The following is a 19288-nucleotide window of genomic DNA, read 5'->3' on the forward strand; positions in this document are numbered from 1 at the left end:
TCACATTGGTTCTATTATAGATGATATTTCCTCTCCATTCAGTATATTAATTATTTTGTTCAATCTTTTGTAGTGCATAACTATTACCTTTATCTTCGATCTCTCCACTATCTTTATAGCTAGTGGGTCGAGTAGCTCATAAGTTCCAGCTTGAACTGATTGAGAATTCTCTAAAATCTTCCTCAAATCCATTGTATTTAGACGAGGTATTAGTTTAACATCAGAATAAATTCTAGGATCTTTCTCGTATACACCGTCTACATTGGTAGCCATCACTAAAATTTTTGATGAAGAAGCCTCAGCTACTAATGATGCTACTGCAGCGGTAGATTGCCCTGGCTGAAAGCCACCAGTAACAACTACCTTACTATGAGACCAAGCTTCTATAAACTCCTCTAAACTTTGAGGAACTTTCATGTATGCCAAATCTTGCAAGGTGAACATTACCAAATAAGCGTTTAATCTAGACGCCCATATTCCTAATAAGTCAAGATAAGCCTCGCCTATGCCAATCTCTCTCCCCAACTTTATATATCTCCTTGCAGTGTTTCCTCCTCCAGTTACTACTCCTACTCTATAGCCTTGTTCTACTAGTTCTTTAACACTCTCCTTTAACAATCTCAAATTATCTACATTATCTTCATCAAAAAATTTTCCACTTATCTTTAAAATAATGTTCATCAATATGGGAAAAAAGTTAGTGATTTTAAAGTTATATGGGATAGTCGTCCGGTAATTTATGCCTAAAGTATTTTCCAGTCTCTGGATCTTTGAAAAGTCCTATCTTCACTCCTTTTCTACCCTTTGGTGCTAAAGCCCAAGCTTTCTCTGGCACTAGTTCTATCTCTTTCCCATTAGGCGTCTTAACTTTTACAGACTTCTTACTTGAGCTCATATTCTATCTATAGTAATGTTATAGGACTAATTTTATAAACCTTTCCATGACTTATGTGAGGTATAATACCTTCAGTCCTTCAAGGGTAATATTAAAGATTTCCATTAGCTTTCAAACTGATCTAGTTATCCCACCATCGATCAATATATAGGAACCGTTAACATAACTTCCATAATCTGACGAGAGATAAATTAGCAGAGATCCTAACTCATTCTTAATATCTCCAGATCTACGTAGAGGTATTTGAGATAAAACCTCTTTTTCCCATACCACTTCCACAGGTTGACCTACCTTTTCAGCGTATTTCTTTAACGATCTTCTAGCGCCTTCAGTATCGAAGCTACCCATCAGAATAACATTAGTTGTTATATTGAATTGACTTAGCTCTCTACTTAGGAGCTTAGCCATTTGAATTAATGGAGCTCTAGTTATATCAGCTAAAGAAAACAATCTTTGAGGTTCCTTTACTGTCCACGACGATAAGAAAAATATCCTACCCCATCTTTGTTCTCTCATATATGGATAAACTAAATTTACAAGTTTTATCGCACTAAGCAAGTATAATCTTATTGAATATTCCCAATCTTGCATTGAGTTTTCAAAGAAAAAAGAAGGTTCTTTTGGAGGATTTCCAGAATTAACTACGAGCACGTCAATTCCTTTCATCACCTCAACTGCTTTCATAACGAGTTCTTCTAAAGTACTTTCAACAGTTAGATCTGATATGAAGCCCCATATAGACGGACTGATTTGCCTTAAGTCCGCTAATGCCTTATTAAGTTTTTGTTCACTCCTAGATGATATTACAACATTACAACCCTCACGCAAAAAGGCTTCAGCAACCCCCCTACCTATACCTTCTGTGGAGGCTGTAATTAGAACCCTTTTACCTGAAATGTTTATATTCATAGTTTACTATTTGGGAGAAAGGCTTTTGAAGACTTCTACTACAGATATGAAATCTTTTTCAGAGAGGCCTAAAGCTTCAGCCATTCTATACAGCTGCAATGAAATTGAGGAAAGCGGAGTAATTGCTTTCAAATTTTGAGACTCTCTAATAATAATTTCTAGATCCTTTCTCATATGTTTTGTAGCAAATTGAACTAAGTAGTCTTCATTAACTAACTTAGGTGCCTTTAATTCAGTAGTAGGTGATCTAGCACTACTTAAATTAGTTAGTATATTTGAGATTTGCTTAGGATCTAATCCAGCTTTTAACCCAAAATTATATGCTTCAGCAATCGCTACCACGTAGGAGGCTAATAGTAAGTTATTAACAAGTTTAGCATATAGACCCATTCCATTGTTACCCATATAAACTACTGCCGAAGAGGTCTCCTTCAGTATATCATGAACTATATCAAATTTATCCTTAGGACCGCCTACTAACACTACTAACTTCTTCTGTTCAACAAACGTTGAAGTCCCTATTACTGGTGAATCAAACATAACTCCATTATTTTCAGATATTCTCTTAGCCAATTCTATACTAAGCGTAGGGCTTATAGTACTCATATCAACAAGTATTTTACCCTTCATAAGCGGAATTATTGGCTCAACTACAGAGCTCACAGCTTTATCATCAGCTAACATGGTGAGGATTACATCAGATTTTTTCACCAATTCTTCGATACTAGAAGCTTTAGCTACCCCATAATCTTTTGAGAACTTATCCGCAACTTGTTGAGTTCTATTATATACTAAATCTAATTTAGATGCTTTAGCTAGATTTGCCCCTATTCTATATCCCATTACACCTAGTCCGATAAGACCTATTTTCATAACTTTATATCTTAAATCCTACTTAATGTATGTTTCTACTAAATTATTAATCCTACCTTCCACATCTATCAAATCTATTGATAGTACTATCATGTTACTTTCAAGTTTCATCTTATCTAATTTCTCTTTTAATTCATTAAAAGATTTGCAGTCAATAAAAATATCGTAAATATTATCGAACAGTTTAAAAGAATCTGGAGGGTTAGTTTGAGAATATACTGTCACTCTATATTTTTTCCTTGATGGCTTCAGATTTGAAATACTCTCAATCTCCTTCTTTCCAACGCTCATCATTTTTACAATATTATAACCATTAATGTTTATCTTTTCCCTTTCCTCATCTTCTATAATTAATGGATATTCTGTAATTATCCTTACATCCGATGGTTCAGAAAAAGCTAATATTATTTTCTTACCTAGTAGATTATCTAAACCCTCTTTATCTTTAGAGAACCACGAGGAAATAGGTAAATTTCTTGTTAGGCGATTATAAACATATAGAGTTTTAATGTGTTTCTCCAATATTTTAACCTCTTTCGTAGAAATTGTATATATTAGCTCTATATCTGGATTATCGATATCCGGAGGAAAACCAAGTTGAGTTAACCTCTTCCCGACATCCCTTTTTATTTCATTTTTAATACTTTCCATATAAAATAGATTGAATTTATTCATTATTTCGTTCTCTTTCATCTTAATTTCTTCATCTAATTCTACCCCAAGCACATACTTTCTTTGTTTACTTTTAATTATCTGTAGAGATTTATCCAGAAAATCTGTTTTATATTCCTCAATCTTATTAGCACAAATATAACATTTCTTAGTTTGAAATTCATCAGATGAAAAATATAAATTGAACCAATTTTTAGATAATTCCCCCATGTTCTGAGAAATCTCCTTTACTATAGAAAGATCCTCAATTTCGTGATTCTTTATTTTATGATCAAGATATAAAATAAGAAACGTCTTTATTGCTTTTCCTCTTTCCTTGTTATCCAACCCATAACCTAATTTAGCAAAACACCTACCTAAGCAGTTATCACATAATGGATACTCGGATAAGATTTTAATAACTGTATCTATTATACTAGATCTTTCCCTTGAAGAACTTCTCAAAATCTCCCCTCTTTCTCTTCACCATCTTTAGCAACTTGTTCATATTATTATACCATTCTAAAAGCTCTTTTACATCTTCTATCTCTAACCCTGAACCTTCAGCAATTCTTCTCATCCTAGATTTATCAATTATATTTGGATTCTCTAACTCCTTGTATGTCATAGAATTAAGTGCCGAGATCCACTTCTTCATCTTCTCTTCACCTATCTTTAACTGAGTTTCATCTGGCATAGGTAACATGACGCCTAGACCCGGTATATGCTGAAGAACCTTAGACAATGGTCCCATTTTTCTTAGTGCTATCAGCTGATCATAAACATCTTTCAAAGTTAATTTAGATTTTCCTGTCATGACATCTTCCATCTTCTTCTGGACCTTCTCATATTCTTCCATACCCTTAATTTTATCTAGGATTGTCTCTATATCTCCCATCCCAAGAATTCGTGAAACGTATCTCTTTGGATTGAATACTTCAAGCTCATCTACTTTTTCTCCAGTACCGATAAATTTTATTGTGGCTCCAGTAGCAGCTACCGCAGATAAAGCTCCACCACCTTTAGCAGTACCGTCCATTTTAGTAATTATAATTGACCCAATTGGACTCGCTTGATGAAATCTTGAGGCTAGATCATATGCTTTTTGCCCTATTGATGCATCTATAACTAATATTACATCATCTGGCTTAATAGCCTCATATATCTCTTTCATCTCTTCTAATAGCTTATTCTCTTCTCCATACCCGTGTCTACCCGCAGTATCAACTATTATTATATCCATATTATCTTTGAACTTTGAGATACCATTTTTAGCTATTTCAACAGCATTTTTATTATCCCTTTCTCCATAAACTGGAACATTAATTTGTTGGCCTAACTGCACTAATTGATCTAATGCAGCAGGTCTATATGTATCAGCAGCTACTAACCCCACTTTATATCCCTTCTTCTTGTAGAAATATGCTATCTTTGCGGCAGTAGTAGTTTTTCCGCTTCCTTGAACTCCAACTAACATTATTATATAGGGGTTCTTTGTAGGGTTAACAGAAGGCTCCTTATCTCCTCCAAATAACTTAGATAATTCGTCATACACTATAGATATAAACCACTCCTTTCTCTCTAAAATAGATGGAGGTTTTTCTTTAATCAATCTTTCTTTAATCCGCGAAGTTAATGAAAAAACTAACTTAACATTAACATCAGCTGAAATAAGAGCCTTTTGAAGATCCTTTATGAATTCATCTACTGCTTTCTCATAGGGTGTAGAACCAGTGAGAAATTTTCTAACCGCGTCCCTTAAATTCTCTAACATTATTACTTGACCCTAACAATTTTTCTCCTTCCCATAATCTCCCAATATTCTATTTCTGCGTTTGGTCTTATTTTTGATGCTAGTTCGTCCTCATTTGGCTTCTCCATTTCGAACGTCTCATAAGACTCTAGATCCATAATTTGTATTTTGTCCCCCATATCTGCAATTATTTGTCCAACGTGCTTCTCTATGATTGGAACCTCTACTTGTTGGTCCACTGGAGCCATTAAGGTTTTTTTAGCGCCACTAAAAACACCAATTGCAACTACGTTAGCCTTAGCACTGCCATGTTTACCAGTCTTAGCTTTAGTTATTTCGACAACTCTACAAGGTTCGCCATCTATTACTACGTAACTACCTTCTTTTAACTCACCAACTGTCGTGTAAGTTATGCTCATTTTTAACCCTTAATGATATAAAACAGTTGAACTTTAAACTCTTACGCTCCGAGCTTTGGCCCTTCATCACACTTCAGCCCTAGCTAGGTCTTCACAGCAATTTTATTTTATACTGATCCCATTATTAAACTATGCCATGGAAGGTAAGGTGTACAAACTGCAATACGGAAAGACTACTTAATATCAGTTTTGACATAAGTTCTCAAAAAAGCATATATATCTATTGCAACACATGCAAGAGAAACACTTTTAATGAAATATTAGGTTATATCGAATAATAATGATGAGAGAGCTATTTTGACAAAAAGATGAAATAACCTGTCTCGGCTGAATTAACTAATATAATCACTACTCTTTATCTTCTCTGGCAGGTACTGAAAAGCTAAGAACTTTAGACCCTTACTAGCCATAGCCTCTATTTCCAATTTTGACTTCTTTTGGAGGAAAGTATTAATTTCTTCCTGCCATGCCTTAGTCTTAAACCATTGATAATTCTTAATCTCTTCAGCCCTCTTAATATCTGCATCCTTAGCTCTGATTATGTAATTCCTCCTCTCAACATCACTAAGATATGGTTTCTTCTTAGAACTTCCGAAAATATCACTCATGGAAACACCTAAAAATCTGGCTTCTGGTGTAGCTAGTCTCTCACTCTCATAAGATAACGTTATTGAGCCTATCCTAAATACGCTAAATATATACCATCCATAAGGATCAGCATCGGTGAGAATATACACTGGGAGTTTCAATTCTTCATTTAGTCTTCTAACGAACCTTCTAGTAGCCCTATCTGGTTGTCCGGCACTGGTTATTAAAATGGACTTATATTGCTTCCAAAATCCTGCTCTATGCAATTGTTGAAATACCGCATCCTTCTCCACGACTAGAACAAATTCTGCATCAATGTCTATGAAATCTATCAAATCCGGAGTAGGTTCAATAGCATACGCACCATGACCTGTTTTGCTGAGATCTATAATATCATTACCACTTCTTATTCTTAAATTCCCTACCACTTTACCCTTCTCTTTGCTTAATATTAACATCTCTTCTCTCAATAGAGAAGTGAACACTTCTATATCAGCTATTACACTGTCTGACTCCTTTTGCTCATCCCACGTATTCTCCTCCGATACTATTTTGTTATCATTGATAGATTTTAATAAAAGTGAATGCTTACCTCTGTAGTATAAATCACGTATAGTTGGATACTCATCATTAATTAGAGCTTCATAAATTATTGAGGACATTAATAAAGTTTGCATAAATCTCCTTGCTTCGTTTAGGTCAAGGAAATTTCGCTTAAGCTTCTTCTCACCTAGTAATAATAACTTCCTTTTTTCATCGTAAATTGTATTAGATAATGTTCGCATAGGTATTTCCATAACTAATGGTTCTCCTTTCTTAACTTGCTCTAAAACATTCAAAATTCTTCCCTTTAAAACGTTAGCAGCTTTCCTTCTAGCTTCTTTATCTACTTTTGATGTTAATTCTGAGCTCATTCACTATCTACCCTATACAATTTTCTATATTCTTCAATGTTAATTAAATTTAGCTTCCTTGAGATAAGCTTAAACAGCTCATTCTCCAACTCATTTTGAATTTTTAAAGCTGCCTCCCTATTACCATCTGACATAAATATGGAGAAAGATCTACTCACTTCAGGAATATATTTAAGATAAGTTAATAATTTCTTTTTCTCTTCCTCTTCCTTTCTTTTCTCAGTTAAGAATTGCTTCATTTTTCTTGCTGCTTCCATCAAAGCGTTCCTTATTTCTTTCTCTATATCTTCTACTTCTGCTATACTCTCCTTTCCAGCACTCTTATAAGGTATCTTAGTGCTGCATAAATGAACCATGACGACCATTTGATATTGCTCTCCCTCAATTCCGTATCTTTTCCAATCCATTTCCTCTACTACCTTCCATATAACATCAGACTTCTCATCATATATCAATGGGATTTTATTAGCATATCTTAATACGATAGGCTCTTCGCTAGCTTGAATATTTCCGCCATATGCTATCCCTACCTCTACAACGAAAGGATGACCTTGATAAGACTTAGGTCTCCTAGTAACAGCAACTGCGAATTCGGGGTTATAGATTTTCTTAAGGCCTAACTCAATTAAATCACTCCCTATTACAGACAAGGAATCAGCACTAGGCGGTCTAAGATCTTCAAATTTCTTGAAAGCCTCTACTAACCTAGTTATCTCTTCTTCAGTTAATGACTTGACCTTCTTATTACCTCTTAGCCCTGCTAACTCTAATATTTTATCAGCAGTTATCTCACCTACACTCTGGAATTCATTTATGAGAAATTCTTTAATTGTATAGTCCTTTTTTAGGTTATTGGCAATTATTTTAATCTCTTCCCTATCAACACCGTATGGATGGGGTTTAACTTCTTGTGGAGGTTTTGGTATTTTATTAGTTAGCCTAGGGAAATAATTCACGTTACCTTCTGGATCCTTAAATATAAACTCAGCATAAGGTGTTATTAAATAGGTTCTCCTTATATACTCATATACCCTAGACTTAGCCTTCGTCCAATCCCCTGGTATGTATATTGCTACTGAAGTGCCATGAAAATCCTTATCATTAATTACAGATCCTCTTTCTACTATTATTGGTTCATTTTTGTTTATATCAATTTTCAGTTTAAAAACATAAATTCTTTTTGAGTTAATTGGCGAAGTCTCTATCTCTATTGGCCTATCTTGATGCATTTGACTATACAGAACCGCAGCTTTTACACCTAGCCCATACATACCTCTGGTTTGCCTATTGACATACTTAGAACTGTAGAGAACTTTTCCAAACGCGTTAGGAACCTCATGAGGTGGTATTCCTATACCATTATCTGCTACATTAACTTTGTATATTTGCGTGTTGGCATCAATTAAATCTATACTTATCTTAATATTAGGCAAAATTCCATGAACATCAGTCGCATCCAAAGCATTTTCAACTAGCTCTCTAACAGTCTGATAGAGAGCTCTAGCCGTATTAGGGAATCCTGCTAATTCCGGATTCCTCTTAAAGAATTCTGCCGGTGATAAGCTGGTAAATTTTTCCTTACTAGCCGACATAAGTGTTACACCTTATATATAGAACAGTTTAGCTTAATAAAGACGCAGACAAAATAGGTAATATTATTGTAGCATCACCATAAATTGTAACATTTTTTGCATCAGGCTTAATTTTATTCCATGAGATAGCTTCTCTAGGCTTGGCCCCGCTCAGACTACCATCATACTCTTGTGCTGTAGTGACATATACAGCATAATCTAAACCATCTTTAAATTGATTCCACCAGATTGTATGATGCTTGCTAATACCACCTCCAATGATAAGAGCACCGCTCTTTTTACAAGAGAAAATCAAATCTTTAACTAATTTCATATCCTCAAATAAATTAATTCTAAAATTATAAAACTGCGACTGTATGAAAAGATTCGTACCAAAGCTACCGTCAACTATCCCCGGTACAATTATTGGAACTTTTTTATCATATGCAGCTTTTAAAATGGAGTTAGAATCTGAGATCCTTTCACCGAACTCCCACAGAAGTTCATAAACGGATATTTCCTTCTTATCCTTAACTATTTCGGGTATAAATTTCCTCACAACATCCTCTATTACCTTTCCATAAGATTCAAAAGGAACTAAGACGTTACCTAGTCTATGAATTTCCAACTCCCTTAAAACTGAATCATCAAAATCAAATGACCCCTTATAATACTTGCCACCAAAGCTTCTAGCAATGTCGTGATCTACGGTTCCACCAGTGGTTATTATAATGTTAAAGTATCCTTCTTTTATTAAGTCAGCAAACAAACCTCTTAAACCGGTAGATACTAAATTTGCTGTAAATGATAAAAATCTAAGATCAGCTTCTCTCATCATTTCCTTAAGCACTTGAGATGCTCTTATTATTCCCTCACTGCTGAATCCATATACTTTTTCAAAAATGTCTGAAATAATATTTGCATAATTTCTCAGATCCTTTAAGTTAAGGTCTTCAATAGGTTCCTTCAATAATTCATCTCTATTTATCATCCTTTAGTTACCCCAATTGGTCTTAAACGAATCACTAATTTAGCTATTTTAACTTCATGTGCTGTCCTAGCTACTCTGTCTACATCTTTATATGCACCAGGAGCTTCTTCTGCTATTACTCTTCTTGTAGCAGCTCTTACTACAATTCCTTTCTCCGCTAAGGTCTCTACAACACTGTTAGCTGGATAACTCCTAACTGCAGCAGCCCTAGACATCCATCTACCAGCACCGTGAGGTGCCGTGAACCATGTTCTCCTTCCTTCTGGAATTCCCACCATTACATAACTGGCTGTACCCATACTACCAGGTATCAAAACCACTTGGCCTATATTCCTATGATCTGCTGGTATTTCTGGACTATTAGGCGGAAATGCTCTAGTAGCACCTTTCCTATGCACTAAAACTTTTTTCCTCTTCCCTTCAATTACATACTCTTCTATTTTAGCAATATTATGGGCGACATCATATATTATATGTAAGTCAAATTTTTCAGGATCTGTTCTAAATACCCTGCCAAAACTTTCTCTAGCCCAATGGGTAATTAACTGTCTATTTGTCCACGCGAAATTAGCAGCTGAAGCCATAGCGTGGAAATAATCTTGTCCTTCCCTACTTTCGAATGGCACTGCAGCTAATTCTCTGTCTGGCAATTGTATGTTGTATTTCTTCATGGCTCTTTCCATTATTTGAAGATAATCACTAGCAGTTTGATGCCCTAACCCTCTAGATCCTGTGTGAACCATTACCATTACTTGTCCTTCGTGAGTAATCCCTAACGCTTTAGCAACTTCTACATCATATATCTTATCAACTACTTGAACCTCAAGGAAATGATTTCCCGCACCTAATGTGCCCAGCTGACTACTCCCTCTTTGTTTAGCTATGACGCTGACTTTTGACGGGTCAGCAATCTCCCAACTTCCATGCTGCTCCATATGTTCCATATCTTCTTTCCAACCAAACCCCTTATCTACTGCCCAAGCTACACCTTCAGCTAAAACTTGATCTAGTTGCTGAGAAGTTAATTTAACCTTCCCTTCACTTCCAACTCCACTTGGGATATTTCTATGTAATTCTTCTACGAGATCGGCTAATTTAGGTTTAATATCACTATAATCTAAGTTAGTTCTAAGTAATCTAACTCCACAATTTATATCATATCCAATACCACCTGGACTTACTACACCACCTTCATCAATGGCTGTGGCAGCAATTCCACCTATTGGGAAACCGTAACCTTGATGACCATCAGGAAGTACGTAAACAGACTCTTGAACGCCGGGTAGGCAGGCTACATTAACTGCTTGATTTAACGTTAAGTCTTGTTTCATTTTTTCTATTAATATGTCATCGGCAAATACGGTAACTGGAACCTTCATGCAAGCTTGATGACCTTTATTTATCCTCCATTCATACGGACTAACTCTAACAAGGTTAATCTGCATTTCGATCCATCCATAATTACGTCGTAAAATAAATAAATTTATACCTAATAATGTTCGGAGATAATGGAGGAAAAATACAGAAATTTAATTTACTAGTAATCTAAAATAGATATTCCAATTAAAGTCAATTTATATTTTTAAATTTTCTTTTGCGCCTTCTTTGCCTTATCTTCAAGAATTTCTTTATATTTTCTTTGTATATTCTTTACTGATGAGCCTATACAATCTGAATCTGAGTTCAAGATTACCTCTTTTAGAAACTTATATGCACAAGACTTACTATGAAAATATAACTTTTCTCCTACAATTTCAATTTTTATACCTTGCCCTTCAGGAAAAGTTCTACCACAAATACTACAGATATATTTATTATCCATAGATTGAACGTTGATTTTATATTTTTAAAAATAGCGGTAAATGTTGCTATCCAACAATTTTGGTGTGATAATTAATGCCAGATCAACTAGATCAGCGATTAAAGCATCTGATTAGGGAAAAACAATGGAGTGGCTTAAATAAAATTCAAGAAATGTCCTTCAAACCAATTGATGAAGGAAAAAACACCCTAATTATAGCTCCAACCGGTTATGGAAAAACAGAGGCTGCCTTATTACCTATCTTAAATAAAATGATAAGCGAAAACGCAAAACCAGTTAGTCTAATCTATATTACGCCACTAAAGGCTCTAATTAATGATTTACTATATAGAATTGAATGGTGGTCTTCAAGATTAGGATTCCTAGTAAATAGAAAACATGGTGAAGTACCTCAGAAGGAGAAAAATCAGAGATTAAAGAAGATTCCCCATATAATAGTTACTACTCCAGAAGGATTAGAAATAGATTTAGATTGGGCTAGTAGATTTAGAGAACACTACAAGAACGTTAAATGGATAATAATAGATGAAGTTCATGAATTAATTAGTTCTAAAAGAGGAACCCAACTATCAGTTCTGCTAGAAAGGTTAAAGTACTTCATAGAATACGACTTCCAGCGAATAGGCTTATCCGCAACCATTAGTGATCCAGAAAAGGTAGCTAATTTCCTCTTTGGCTCATCAAAGAGGCCATCTGCAATTGTTAAATTAGATGAAGCTAGAAAATTCGAAATAAACATACATAAAGTCGATAGTGACCAAATGCTATGGAAGAAGGCTGCAGAAAAGATTAACCAATTAATAGAAAAGCCTAGTTTAATTTTCACAAACTCTAGGTTTTCAACAGAGAGATTGCATGAAGAGCTGGAGAAGTTAGGCAACACAGAAATTTACGTCCATCACTCTTCTGTATCTCGAGATTTAAAGAATTTGGCTGAAGATGGGCTAAGAAGTGGGAACGCTAAAGCAGTAGTTTGCACAAAAACTTTAGAGTTAGGAATACATGTTGGAGATATAAAAAAAGTTATAATGCTGAGGCCTCCTACGTCAGTAGCTTCTTTCTTGCAGAGATTAGGTAGAAGTGGCCATATAGTTAAAGGTACTCCTAAAGGTGATATCATATGTTACTATGATTATGATGTAATAGAAGGTCTAGCTCTATATGAAGCAGCTAGAAGAGGAATAATTGAAAGACCATTAATAGATAATGGCCTTGATATAGTCGCAAGGGAATTACTGGGAATGCTATTGCAATATCAAAAAATCAACTTACAAATAGCATATAACATTATACATGGAGCTTTCGCTTATAATAATCTAACTTATTCCGAATTTTTACAGTTAATAAACTACTTAGTAAAGAATAATATAATAAAGATAGAAGGGGATGAATTGAAAATAGGCGCAAATTTCTTTAAAATATGGAGATTTAATAAAGATTCTAAGATAGCATGGGGTAAAGACTTTGCTGAATTTTTCTCTCTGATAAATAATAATGATACATTTTCTCTTAAATACAACGGAAATACTATAGGTGAAATTGACTCAATCTATGTTTTCAAGCATGTTAGGTCTAATGATGTCATAAGAATTAGTGGCAAGTTCTGGAAGGTAGTTAAAATAAATATGAATAAAGCTACAATAGACGTTATACCCGCAAATGAGGTAGAAGGAGAAATACCTATTTGGAAGGGAGAAAGTACATCTAAATCACCAATTATAGTTAAATTTATAAGAAAATTATTCAATAATATTGAAAAATATAATTCTCTAATAGATGAAATCCTTGATGAGGAATCTAGGAAAGCACTATTTAGAATAATTAACGATTACGCTACGCAAGGAATTGAAATACCAATTAAAAATACCATAATAGTGGAAAAAAGGGATAACGAATGGATATATAGCACCCTAATCGATGAAAAAGTGTCTAACACCTTAGCCCATTTACTTTTATATTTGGTGATAAAGAAGTATACATTAAACGCTTACGCTAGAAGCTCTATATATGGGTTCGCGATAAGAGGTTCTCCCACGGATTTACTTAAGGAGATTTCAACTATAGAAGAGGATAAGATTAAGAAAATGATAGTTAGATCTATAAGGAGATCACCTTTCTTTATAGCGACATTAAAAGAGATTGGAGCAAGTTTTGGAAAAATTTCAAAAATTGATATAAAGGAAGATAAATTCCTTATCAAGGAGGCGCTAAGGCAAACGCTAAATAAATACTTTAACATTAGAAGAACGTTAAAGTTTATTGATAAGGTCAAAAGAGGCGAGATAAAAATTGTTTACATAGATAAACCAACTCCATTTGCAAATGCTGTTTCATCACATGTTCAGATAAGGCCGTGGCTACTTGACCTAAACGTAACCATATATCACGCGTTAAAAGGTGGAGCATATACGATTAATGAATTAGCTGAAGTTTTAGGCATTCCTAATAAGAGCCTTGAGAATAAGCTTAAACAAATGAGAAAAAGCGGAAACAAGTACAGAGTTACTTACTTTATTGACGTTGATTGCAGGGAAACTAGATGGTGTTTATATGAGGATTTTGTTAATATAGTTAATTCAGAAGAATATTATTCGTCATTTGCACCTTTAAACTTAAATGAAATATTCTTGGCTACACTAAGATCTGGTGATAATCAGATAGAAATATTATTTAAGCCAAAAGATTTGTTGAATAGTTCAGACGAGATATTAAGAAAAATACCATTCAATGACGTGGATGAGATTAAGATTAAAGAAGCTATAGATACTTCATATCAAGTTTACCAAAAATATTATAACGTTAAGAAGGATATAATAATATACTTAATGTTAAACGCAGTAGCATATCTACAAAACTTAAAATACTCCTAGTAATTACTTTTAGAAATGAGTGATGAAGCCCTTCCATTTGATCTGTGATAAAGGCCCGTGTTACTGATAATAGAATAAGAAAAACTACCTTTCTTATCATAACTTATAATATGGGTTAGATTTATTTTTATAAACCTATTTTGGTCTCGTGAGAATAAAATGTCAGAGAAAATAAATGAAGTAATAGTTAGAAGATCTAAAAGTGTAGAAGACCATGTTTTAGATATAATAGTAATGTTCAATCAAGGTCTGAATGAAATCAAACTTAAGGGAGTAGGTAAAGAAATTTCAAAGGCAGTCGACATTTACAATACATTAAAGGATAGATTAGGAGAGGGAGTACAATTATTAGGAGTAGAGACTGGAAGTGAAGTTAAAGATAGGAGAAGAATCTCATACATCTTGCTCAAGCTTAAGAGAGTTTACTGAAGATAATATCTCACTATAAACATCAATTAGCACATTAGAAGCATTGATTCTGCCTAATGATATATCGTCTAGTATACTCATCAGCTTTGAAGTACGCTCCTCTGATATGAGATGAGGGAATTTAGAGCTGAGGTACTGATAAACATTAATTCCTCTTCGGGTTGCTATCAGATAGGATCTTTTCTTGCTAGAGATAACATATCCGTGCCTTAATAAGTTCTCGATAGTCTTAGCGTATGTGCTAGGTCTTCCTATACCCTTGGATTTCATTAACGATATTATATCGGAATACGTAGGCAATTGCTCACTAGACCCTCTGCTTAGCGTTATTCTTGGGTTTATTTCACCTATTGGCAAGTTATGCGTTTTTATATCATATATTTTTGCAAAACCACCAATAGTACTGGATATAAGTTCTGCTTCAATATAATCATTTTCATTCATTATAATTTTATATTTAGTCTTAATTCCAATAGAGTGCTTCATCTGACTAGCTATAAATCGCCTAAATATTAGATCATACAGCATGAAATGATATTTGGTAAACCTTATTGGATATCTAAAGGGGTTTTCCTCGATTTCTTGAACCAACTCATTAACGTCGATTGCTCTGGTAGGTCTTATTCCTTCATGTGCCCCTTCCTCATCAGAGCTCCAATTTCTAGGTATGAAATCTAAGGATAATCCGTGCTTTTCTAAGTACTCTTTAGCAATAGCTACTCCCACTGAAGATATATGAGTACTATCAGTTCTATGATATGTTATTAAACCAGCCTCGAACAGTTCTTGAGCGATCTTCATAGTTAAATTGGCGGTAAACTTAAATCTCGAGTTAGCCTCTATCAGTAAACTGTCAGTGGTAAATGGGGGTAATGGAGATAGAAGGATCTTTTGTTCATTGACCTTCTCTATACTAATTTTTTCTACACTTTTCAAATACTCTTCAGCAGATTTTCTATCCTTAAAATATTTTTTAATAATATAGCCATTGATATCTATATAAACGATGTAACCTAGATTACTCTTGTAATTCATAGTTCTGTTAACTATCCAACCTAGGACCGGCGTTTGAACTCTGCCCGCCCCTTGATTAAAGTCGTTAAACTTATTCTTTAGTATTTTACTCAGCTCAAACCCTATCCATCTATCTTCTACTCTTCTAGCAACTTGGCTCATTACCAGATTTACGTCCACCTTTTGAGGATTCCTTAACGCATTAAGAATAGCGTTCTTAGTTATCTCATGATACTTAACCCTATATACTTCAGAGTTATACGGAGAAATCAGTGAAGACACATCAAAAGCTATCTTTTCGCCTTCTGCATCCGGATCACTGGCTATATAAATTTTTTCAACAAATAGTGAAAAATGCCTGAGCAAGTCGATAATAGCTTTTGAAGAATAAACGTTCTCTGATCCACAATATGGACATTTGTCATAATTAGTTGAGGAGAAAATCTTATTGCAATCTAAACAGCGTGATAAAGGTACATAATAAGGTATTATATCACTATCATCTACCTTTACTCCGTAATAGCCTAATTTATCAGTAGTTAAATCGGTTATATGACCTTTAGTAGCTACAATATTCATTACGTATATGTTTTTACCATCTACTATAATCGTCTCATAGACGGGAATACGATTATATAGTTTAATTGACGGTCTTCCAAACAATTTAGCAATTGTCCTAGCTTTCGTCGGAGATTCTACAACCAGCAATCCAGTAGTTATACTAAATTGCGTCCTCTCTCCTTCGTCTCTTCTTGAAGAATCTAACTGCTGCTTAACCATATCTAGATTCAATTCTGATAATTCCTTAAATGCTATCTCAGGTAACATCCTTTGTAACCTTCTCTTCAAAATTTCAAATATTAATTTATTATCAATTAAAACAATTGATAGACCTAAAGTGAGACCACCGTTATATAGTCTACTTGATCTCCCCGAACCTTGAAGATAAGTTATAACATCAGGATAGGTCATATAATAACTTGAATTTTCATAACTTATTACAAAATTATCAGATATTATTGTACTACTATTTATATCTTTTAATTTATCTTTTATTAACGATATATATTCTAATAGATTACTCTTAATTCTTTGTAATTTCTCATTATTTATATCTTCATTATTCAGTATAGAGTATCTTATAAGCTGTGCCTCAGAATAGTTAAGAAATAGAACATCATTCTGTATCCTTGACACATCGAGTCCTAAAACCTTAGCTACTCTAAGTAGGGTAAATGGATTAGATATGGCGTTATATAACTTAATTCTTGTCTTAGGAACTCCATAAAATACCACATACTTTAATTTCTTAGGTTCATCAATCCCCCTTACAGCTACACCATAATATGAAGCTGAACCGATTAAGACATCTACTTTACCACTAGAGAACTCATCCAAGAACCTCCTACCACTTATCGCTAGCTTTGTCTCTAAACCAAATTCTTGTATTTCATCCTTTATTTTCTTCATCATATCTCTTCCTAATTCTTTGGAAACTAGAATTAAACCGCCGCTTCCCAATTTTTGGATAATCGATAAATCCAGATTTTCCTCATATGAATCTATGATATTTCTGGCATAGAGTTGAACAGAAGCCGGTTCGAATCCAGTTAACAATCGTAATGCTTTCTGTTTTATGCCTTTGGGTCTTATAGTCGCGCTTGCTACAACCAATTGAGATATTTTTTCATTAAAACTTGCTATCTTTAGTTCTAAATCCCTTATTCTCTCCTTAATCTCATCATTATCGCTATTAAGTAGAAACTTTTGTTTTAGTCTAGTCAGCTGGATCGCACTATTGTACACTTCTCTTGGTACGCCAAGCAACGAAACTAGTCTATCTGTAGTTTTACCGCTTTTCACTACTGCATCGGCATCATCTATAATAACTAGTTTAGGCTTAACAGTGATAGTATCGGAGTTCTTATTCAAGTAGCTTACAGTAATTACATTTAACTTATGATCTTCAACTTTACCACATGAAACCTCTCCCCCTAATTTTCTTAGTCTTTCGCATACCTGATCCACTAATGATTTAGTAGGTACAATGTAAACTACGTCTTCATTTAAGTATGTTGAATATACCATTAATGTCGTGGTTTTTCCTAACCCCGTTGGGGCTGACAATGTAAAACTTTGATTATCTACGAGCCTCTTTAACCATAATTTCTGTAGTGACCAAGGCTGATAGCCCGTTTTTCTCCTAAAATACTCAAATACCTTTTCGTATAGTGAAACATTATAGTATAAACTCCAATAGTTTATAATTTTTCCATTATTAATTAATATTTCATATATGGTTTTTATTTTTGTTAATTGATCTTGTATATCAATATGGTTAACATCTTGCAAACAATTATCACAAGGTAGTCCTTTGATTAATCTGCTGGAGGATATTTCATTACCACAGTTAGGACAAGCGTTAAGATACTTTATATTAATCATAGCTAAAAGAATAATTAGACTGGTAAGATCTTTTAAAATAGTTATCAGAGTGTTACTATTTTCGGTTAACTTTTTTAGCTTCATATTAATGTGTATTTGAGACCAAATAGGTGGAAAAGATGAGCAGCGCAACTCCAACTCCAAGTAATGTAGTGTTAATAGGAAAGAAACCAGTAATGAATTATGTATTAGCAGCTTTAACTCTGCTAAACCAAGGTGTTAGCGAAATAGTAATAAAAGCTAGAGGAAGAGCTATTAGTAAAGCTGTTGATACAGTAGAGATAGTAAGGAACAGATTCTTACCAGACAAGATCGAAATTAAGGAAATAAGAATTGGCAGCCAAGTAGTAACAAGCCAAGATGGCAAACAATCAAGAGTTTCTACAATCGAAATAGCAATAAGGAAAAAGTAACGATAATATAATTTTTTAGATCTTTCTTTTGCCATCCACTACTTTTAATAAGGCATTCGTAGTATATTATTATATGGCACAGCCTAATGTTAAAGTAGAATTCGAAGGAAAAGCAAAAATAGGAGAGCTTATGGGAAACTTTAAAGCAATACAGTTAAGACCAGAGGATTTTTCGAGTCCCTTAGCATTGCAAATGGCTTTATCAAGAATTTATTCTGAGCTAATGAACATGCTAAATCAAAGACAAGAAATACATTATGTAGCTGATGTTAAATTCACTGACTCAATGGGGAATCCGATAAGCGTAGGAGTAGATTTCGGTGATAAAATACCACCGCTTTCTAAAAAGGAGGTTAAAGTAAAAATTACTATTGAGTTTTACGACGAAGAGTAAGTCTCCTATCTAGATAACTCTTGCCTAAAAAAATCAGAACAAAGTCCTCAAAAGGATTTAGCTTATACTCGAAACTACCTAACTTAGTTATTAAACCTATTTTACTCATGTAACTTATACTATTATAAGATACTTTCTTTGAAAAATAAGGCTTTAAAACGTCTAAAGCTTCGCCGAGGTTAAACTTATCATATTTGAATTTCTTAAATAGTAGGAAATAGATTATGACCTCTCTCTTCTTTAACCATCTCATCTATACTACCTCATTAGCCTGGTTACTCATCAGAGATCAGACCTTACAAGTGCATTCATCTTTAATATATGTTTAACATAGGTT

18 protein-coding genes are annotated in these 19288 nt (G+C 34.0%); 4 read left to right on the forward strand and 14 right to left on the reverse strand.

Annotated elements, in window-relative coordinates; all coding sequences use genetic code 11:
* The 12 genes from pyrH to BFU36_RS01595 form a co-directional block, all read right to left on the reverse strand.
* On the reverse strand, window positions 1-681 hold the full coding sequence (pyrH, locus tag BFU36_RS01540) for a UMP kinase (protein ID WP_069281683.1): 681 nt from the start codon (window positions 679-681) through the stop codon (window positions 1-3).
* A gap of 31 nt (window positions 682-712) precedes the next feature.
* Window positions 713-895: a chromatin protein Cren7 gene (locus BFU36_RS01545; protein WP_069281685.1), complete on the reverse strand. Its 183-nt coding sequence runs from the start codon at window positions 893-895 to the stop codon at window positions 713-715.
* A 111-nt stretch (window positions 896-1006) separates the two neighbouring features.
* Window positions 1007-1804: an SDR family oxidoreductase gene (locus BFU36_RS01550; protein ID WP_069281687.1), complete on the reverse strand. Its 798-nt coding sequence runs from the start codon at window positions 1802-1804 to the stop codon at window positions 1007-1009.
* A gap of 6 nt (window positions 1805-1810) precedes the next feature.
* Window positions 1811-2677, reverse strand: coding sequence for an NAD(P)-dependent oxidoreductase (locus BFU36_RS01555; protein ID WP_069281689.1), 867 nt, complete (start codon window positions 2675-2677; stop codon window positions 1811-1813).
* An 18-nt stretch (window positions 2678-2695) separates the two neighbouring features.
* Window positions 2696-3793, reverse strand: coding sequence for a pseudouridylate synthase (locus tag BFU36_RS01560; RefSeq protein ID WP_231961213.1), 1098 nt, complete (start codon window positions 3791-3793; stop codon window positions 2696-2698).
* Window positions 3765-5102, reverse strand: coding sequence for a signal recognition particle protein Srp54 (locus BFU36_RS01565; protein WP_069281693.1), 1338 nt, complete (start codon window positions 5100-5102; stop codon window positions 3765-3767). Before BFU36_RS01565 ends, BFU36_RS01560 begins: the two co-directional genes overlap by 29 nt.
* A 2-nt stretch (window positions 5103-5104) precedes the next feature.
* The gene (locus BFU36_RS01570; protein ID WP_069281695.1) at window positions 5105-5500 is read right to left on the reverse strand and encodes a translation initiation factor IF-5A; all 396 of its coding nucleotides are present in this window, start codon (window positions 5498-5500) and stop codon (window positions 5105-5107) included.
* A 332-nt stretch (window positions 5501-5832) separates the two neighbouring features.
* Window positions 5833-7002 carry a DNA topoisomerase IV subunit A gene (locus BFU36_RS01575; RefSeq protein WP_069281697.1) on the reverse strand — a complete coding sequence of 390 codons (1170 nt, stop codon included), beginning with the start codon at window positions 7000-7002 and terminating at the stop codon, window positions 5833-5835.
* Window positions 6999-8594, reverse strand: coding sequence for a DNA topoisomerase VI subunit B (locus BFU36_RS01580; RefSeq protein WP_069281699.1), 1596 nt, complete (start codon window positions 8592-8594; stop codon window positions 6999-7001). The genes BFU36_RS01575 and BFU36_RS01580 overlap by 4 nt, the downstream gene beginning before the upstream one ends.
* Window positions 8595-8622: 28 nt before the next feature.
* The gene (locus BFU36_RS01585; protein ID WP_069281701.1) at window positions 8623-9564 is read right to left on the reverse strand and encodes a deoxyhypusine synthase; all 942 of its coding nucleotides are present in this window, start codon (window positions 9562-9564) and stop codon (window positions 8623-8625) included.
* Complete coding sequence (locus tag BFU36_RS01590; protein ID WP_069281703.1) at window positions 9561-11009, reverse strand: RtcB family protein; 1449 nt, start codon at window positions 11007-11009, stop codon at window positions 9561-9563. Before BFU36_RS01590 ends, BFU36_RS01585 begins: the two co-directional genes overlap by 4 nt.
* 137 nt (window positions 11010-11146) lie before the next feature.
* Window positions 11147-11386, reverse strand: a complete 240-nt coding sequence (locus tag BFU36_RS01595; RefSeq protein ID WP_069281705.1) for a hypothetical protein — start codon at window positions 11384-11386, stop codon at window positions 11147-11149.
* A 74-nt stretch (window positions 11387-11460) separates the two neighbouring features.
* On the opposite strand from BFU36_RS01595, the gene BFU36_RS01600 reads away from it, so the two are divergent.
* Window positions 11461-14256 (forward strand): DEAD/DEAH box helicase, encoded by a 2796-nt coding sequence (locus tag BFU36_RS01600; RefSeq protein ID WP_069281711.1) that lies wholly within the window; start codon window positions 11461-11463, stop codon window positions 14254-14256.
* A 159-nt stretch (window positions 14257-14415) separates the two neighbouring features.
* Window positions 14416-14685, forward strand: coding sequence for a ribonuclease P subunit p25 family protein (locus tag BFU36_RS01605; RefSeq protein WP_069281713.1), 270 nt, complete (start codon window positions 14416-14418; stop codon window positions 14683-14685).
* Here the strand turns inward: BFU36_RS01605 and rgy are convergent.
* Window positions 14650-18144 (reverse strand): reverse gyrase, encoded by a 3495-nt coding sequence (gene rgy / locus BFU36_RS01610; protein WP_069281717.1) that lies wholly within the window; start codon window positions 18142-18144, stop codon window positions 14650-14652. The two genes, BFU36_RS01605 and rgy, sit on opposite strands and share 36 nt — an antisense overlap.
* A 119-nt stretch (window positions 18145-18263) precedes the next feature.
* On the opposite strand from rgy, the gene alba1 reads away from it, so the two are divergent.
* Both alba1 and BFU36_RS01620 read left to right on the forward strand, forming a co-directional pair.
* Window positions 18264-18557, forward strand: a complete 294-nt coding sequence (alba1, locus tag BFU36_RS01615) for a chromatin protein Alba1 (protein ID WP_069284532.1) — start codon at window positions 18264-18266, stop codon at window positions 18555-18557.
* A gap of 73 nt (window positions 18558-18630) precedes the next feature.
* Window positions 18631-18951, forward strand: coding sequence for a hypothetical protein (locus tag BFU36_RS01620; RefSeq protein WP_069284533.1), 321 nt, complete (start codon window positions 18631-18633; stop codon window positions 18949-18951).
* On the opposite strand, the gene BFU36_RS01625 is transcribed toward BFU36_RS01620, so the two are convergent.
* On the reverse strand, window positions 18926-19204 hold the full coding sequence (locus tag BFU36_RS01625) for a hypothetical protein (RefSeq protein ID WP_069281722.1): 279 nt from the start codon (window positions 19202-19204) through the stop codon (window positions 18926-18928). The two genes, BFU36_RS01620 and BFU36_RS01625, sit on opposite strands and share 26 nt — an antisense overlap.
* Window positions 19205-19288: the final 84 nt, after the last annotated feature.

The organism is Sulfolobus sp. A20, assembly GCF_001719125.1.
Lineage (GTDB): Archaea > Thermoproteota > Thermoprotei_A > Sulfolobales > Sulfolobaceae > Saccharolobus.

What these genes read in the sequence shown, in the direction of transcription:
- BFU36_RS01585 (WP_069281701.1), bottom strand. Translation starts at nt 9,564, where the DNA reads ATGATAAATAGAGATGAATTATTGAAGGAACCTATTGAAGACCTTAAC.
- BFU36_RS01580 (WP_069281699.1), bottom strand. Translation starts at nt 8,594, where the DNA reads ATGTCGGCTAGTAAGGAAAAATTTACCAGCTTATCACCGGCAGAATTC.
- BFU36_RS01570 (WP_069281695.1), bottom strand. Translation starts at nt 5,500, where the DNA reads ATGAGCATAACTTACACGACAGTTGGTGAGTTAAAAGAAGGTAGTTAC.
- BFU36_RS01555 (WP_069281689.1), bottom strand. Translation starts at nt 2,677, where the DNA reads ATGAAAATAGGTCTTATCGGACTAGGTGTAATGGGATATAGAATAGGG.
- BFU36_RS01590 (WP_069281703.1), bottom strand. Translation starts at nt 11,009, where the DNA reads ATGCAGATTAACCTTGTTAGAGTTAGTCCGTATGAATGGAGGATAAAT.
- BFU36_RS01620 (WP_069284533.1), top strand. Translation starts at nt 18,631, where the DNA reads ATGGCACAGCCTAATGTTAAAGTAGAATTCGAAGGAAAAGCAAAAATA.
- BFU36_RS01565 (WP_069281693.1), bottom strand. Translation starts at nt 5,102, where the DNA reads ATGTTAGAGAATTTAAGGGACGCGGTTAGAAAATTTCTCACTGGTTCT.
- BFU36_RS01575 (WP_069281697.1), bottom strand. Translation starts at nt 7,002, where the DNA reads ATGAGCTCAGAATTAACATCAAAAGTAGATAAAGAAGCTAGAAGGAAA.
- pyrH (WP_069281683.1), bottom strand. Translation starts at nt 681, where the DNA reads ATGAACATTATTTTAAAGATAAGTGGAAAATTTTTTGATGAAGATAAT.
- BFU36_RS01600 (WP_069281711.1), top strand. Translation starts at nt 11,461, where the DNA reads ATGCCAGATCAACTAGATCAGCGATTAAAGCATCTGATTAGGGAAAAA.
- BFU36_RS01550 (WP_069281687.1), bottom strand. Translation starts at nt 1,804, where the DNA reads ATGAATATAAACATTTCAGGTAAAAGGGTTCTAATTACAGCCTCCACA.
- BFU36_RS01625 (WP_069281722.1), bottom strand. Translation starts at nt 19,204, where the DNA reads ATGAGATGGTTAAAGAAGAGAGAGGTCATAATCTATTTCCTACTATTT.
- rgy (WP_069281717.1), bottom strand. Translation starts at nt 18,144, where the DNA reads ATGATTAATATAAAGTATCTTAACGCTTGTCCTAACTGTGGTAATGAA.
- BFU36_RS01605 (WP_069281713.1), top strand. Translation starts at nt 14,416, where the DNA reads ATGTCAGAGAAAATAAATGAAGTAATAGTTAGAAGATCTAAAAGTGTA.
- alba1 (WP_069284532.1), top strand. Translation starts at nt 18,264, where the DNA reads ATGAGCAGCGCAACTCCAACTCCAAGTAATGTAGTGTTAATAGGAAAG.
- BFU36_RS01545 (WP_069281685.1), bottom strand. Translation starts at nt 895, where the DNA reads ATGAGCTCAAGTAAGAAGTCTGTAAAAGTTAAGACGCCTAATGGGAAA.
- BFU36_RS01595 (WP_069281705.1), bottom strand. Translation starts at nt 11,386, where the DNA reads ATGGATAATAAATATATCTGTAGTATTTGTGGTAGAACTTTTCCTGAA.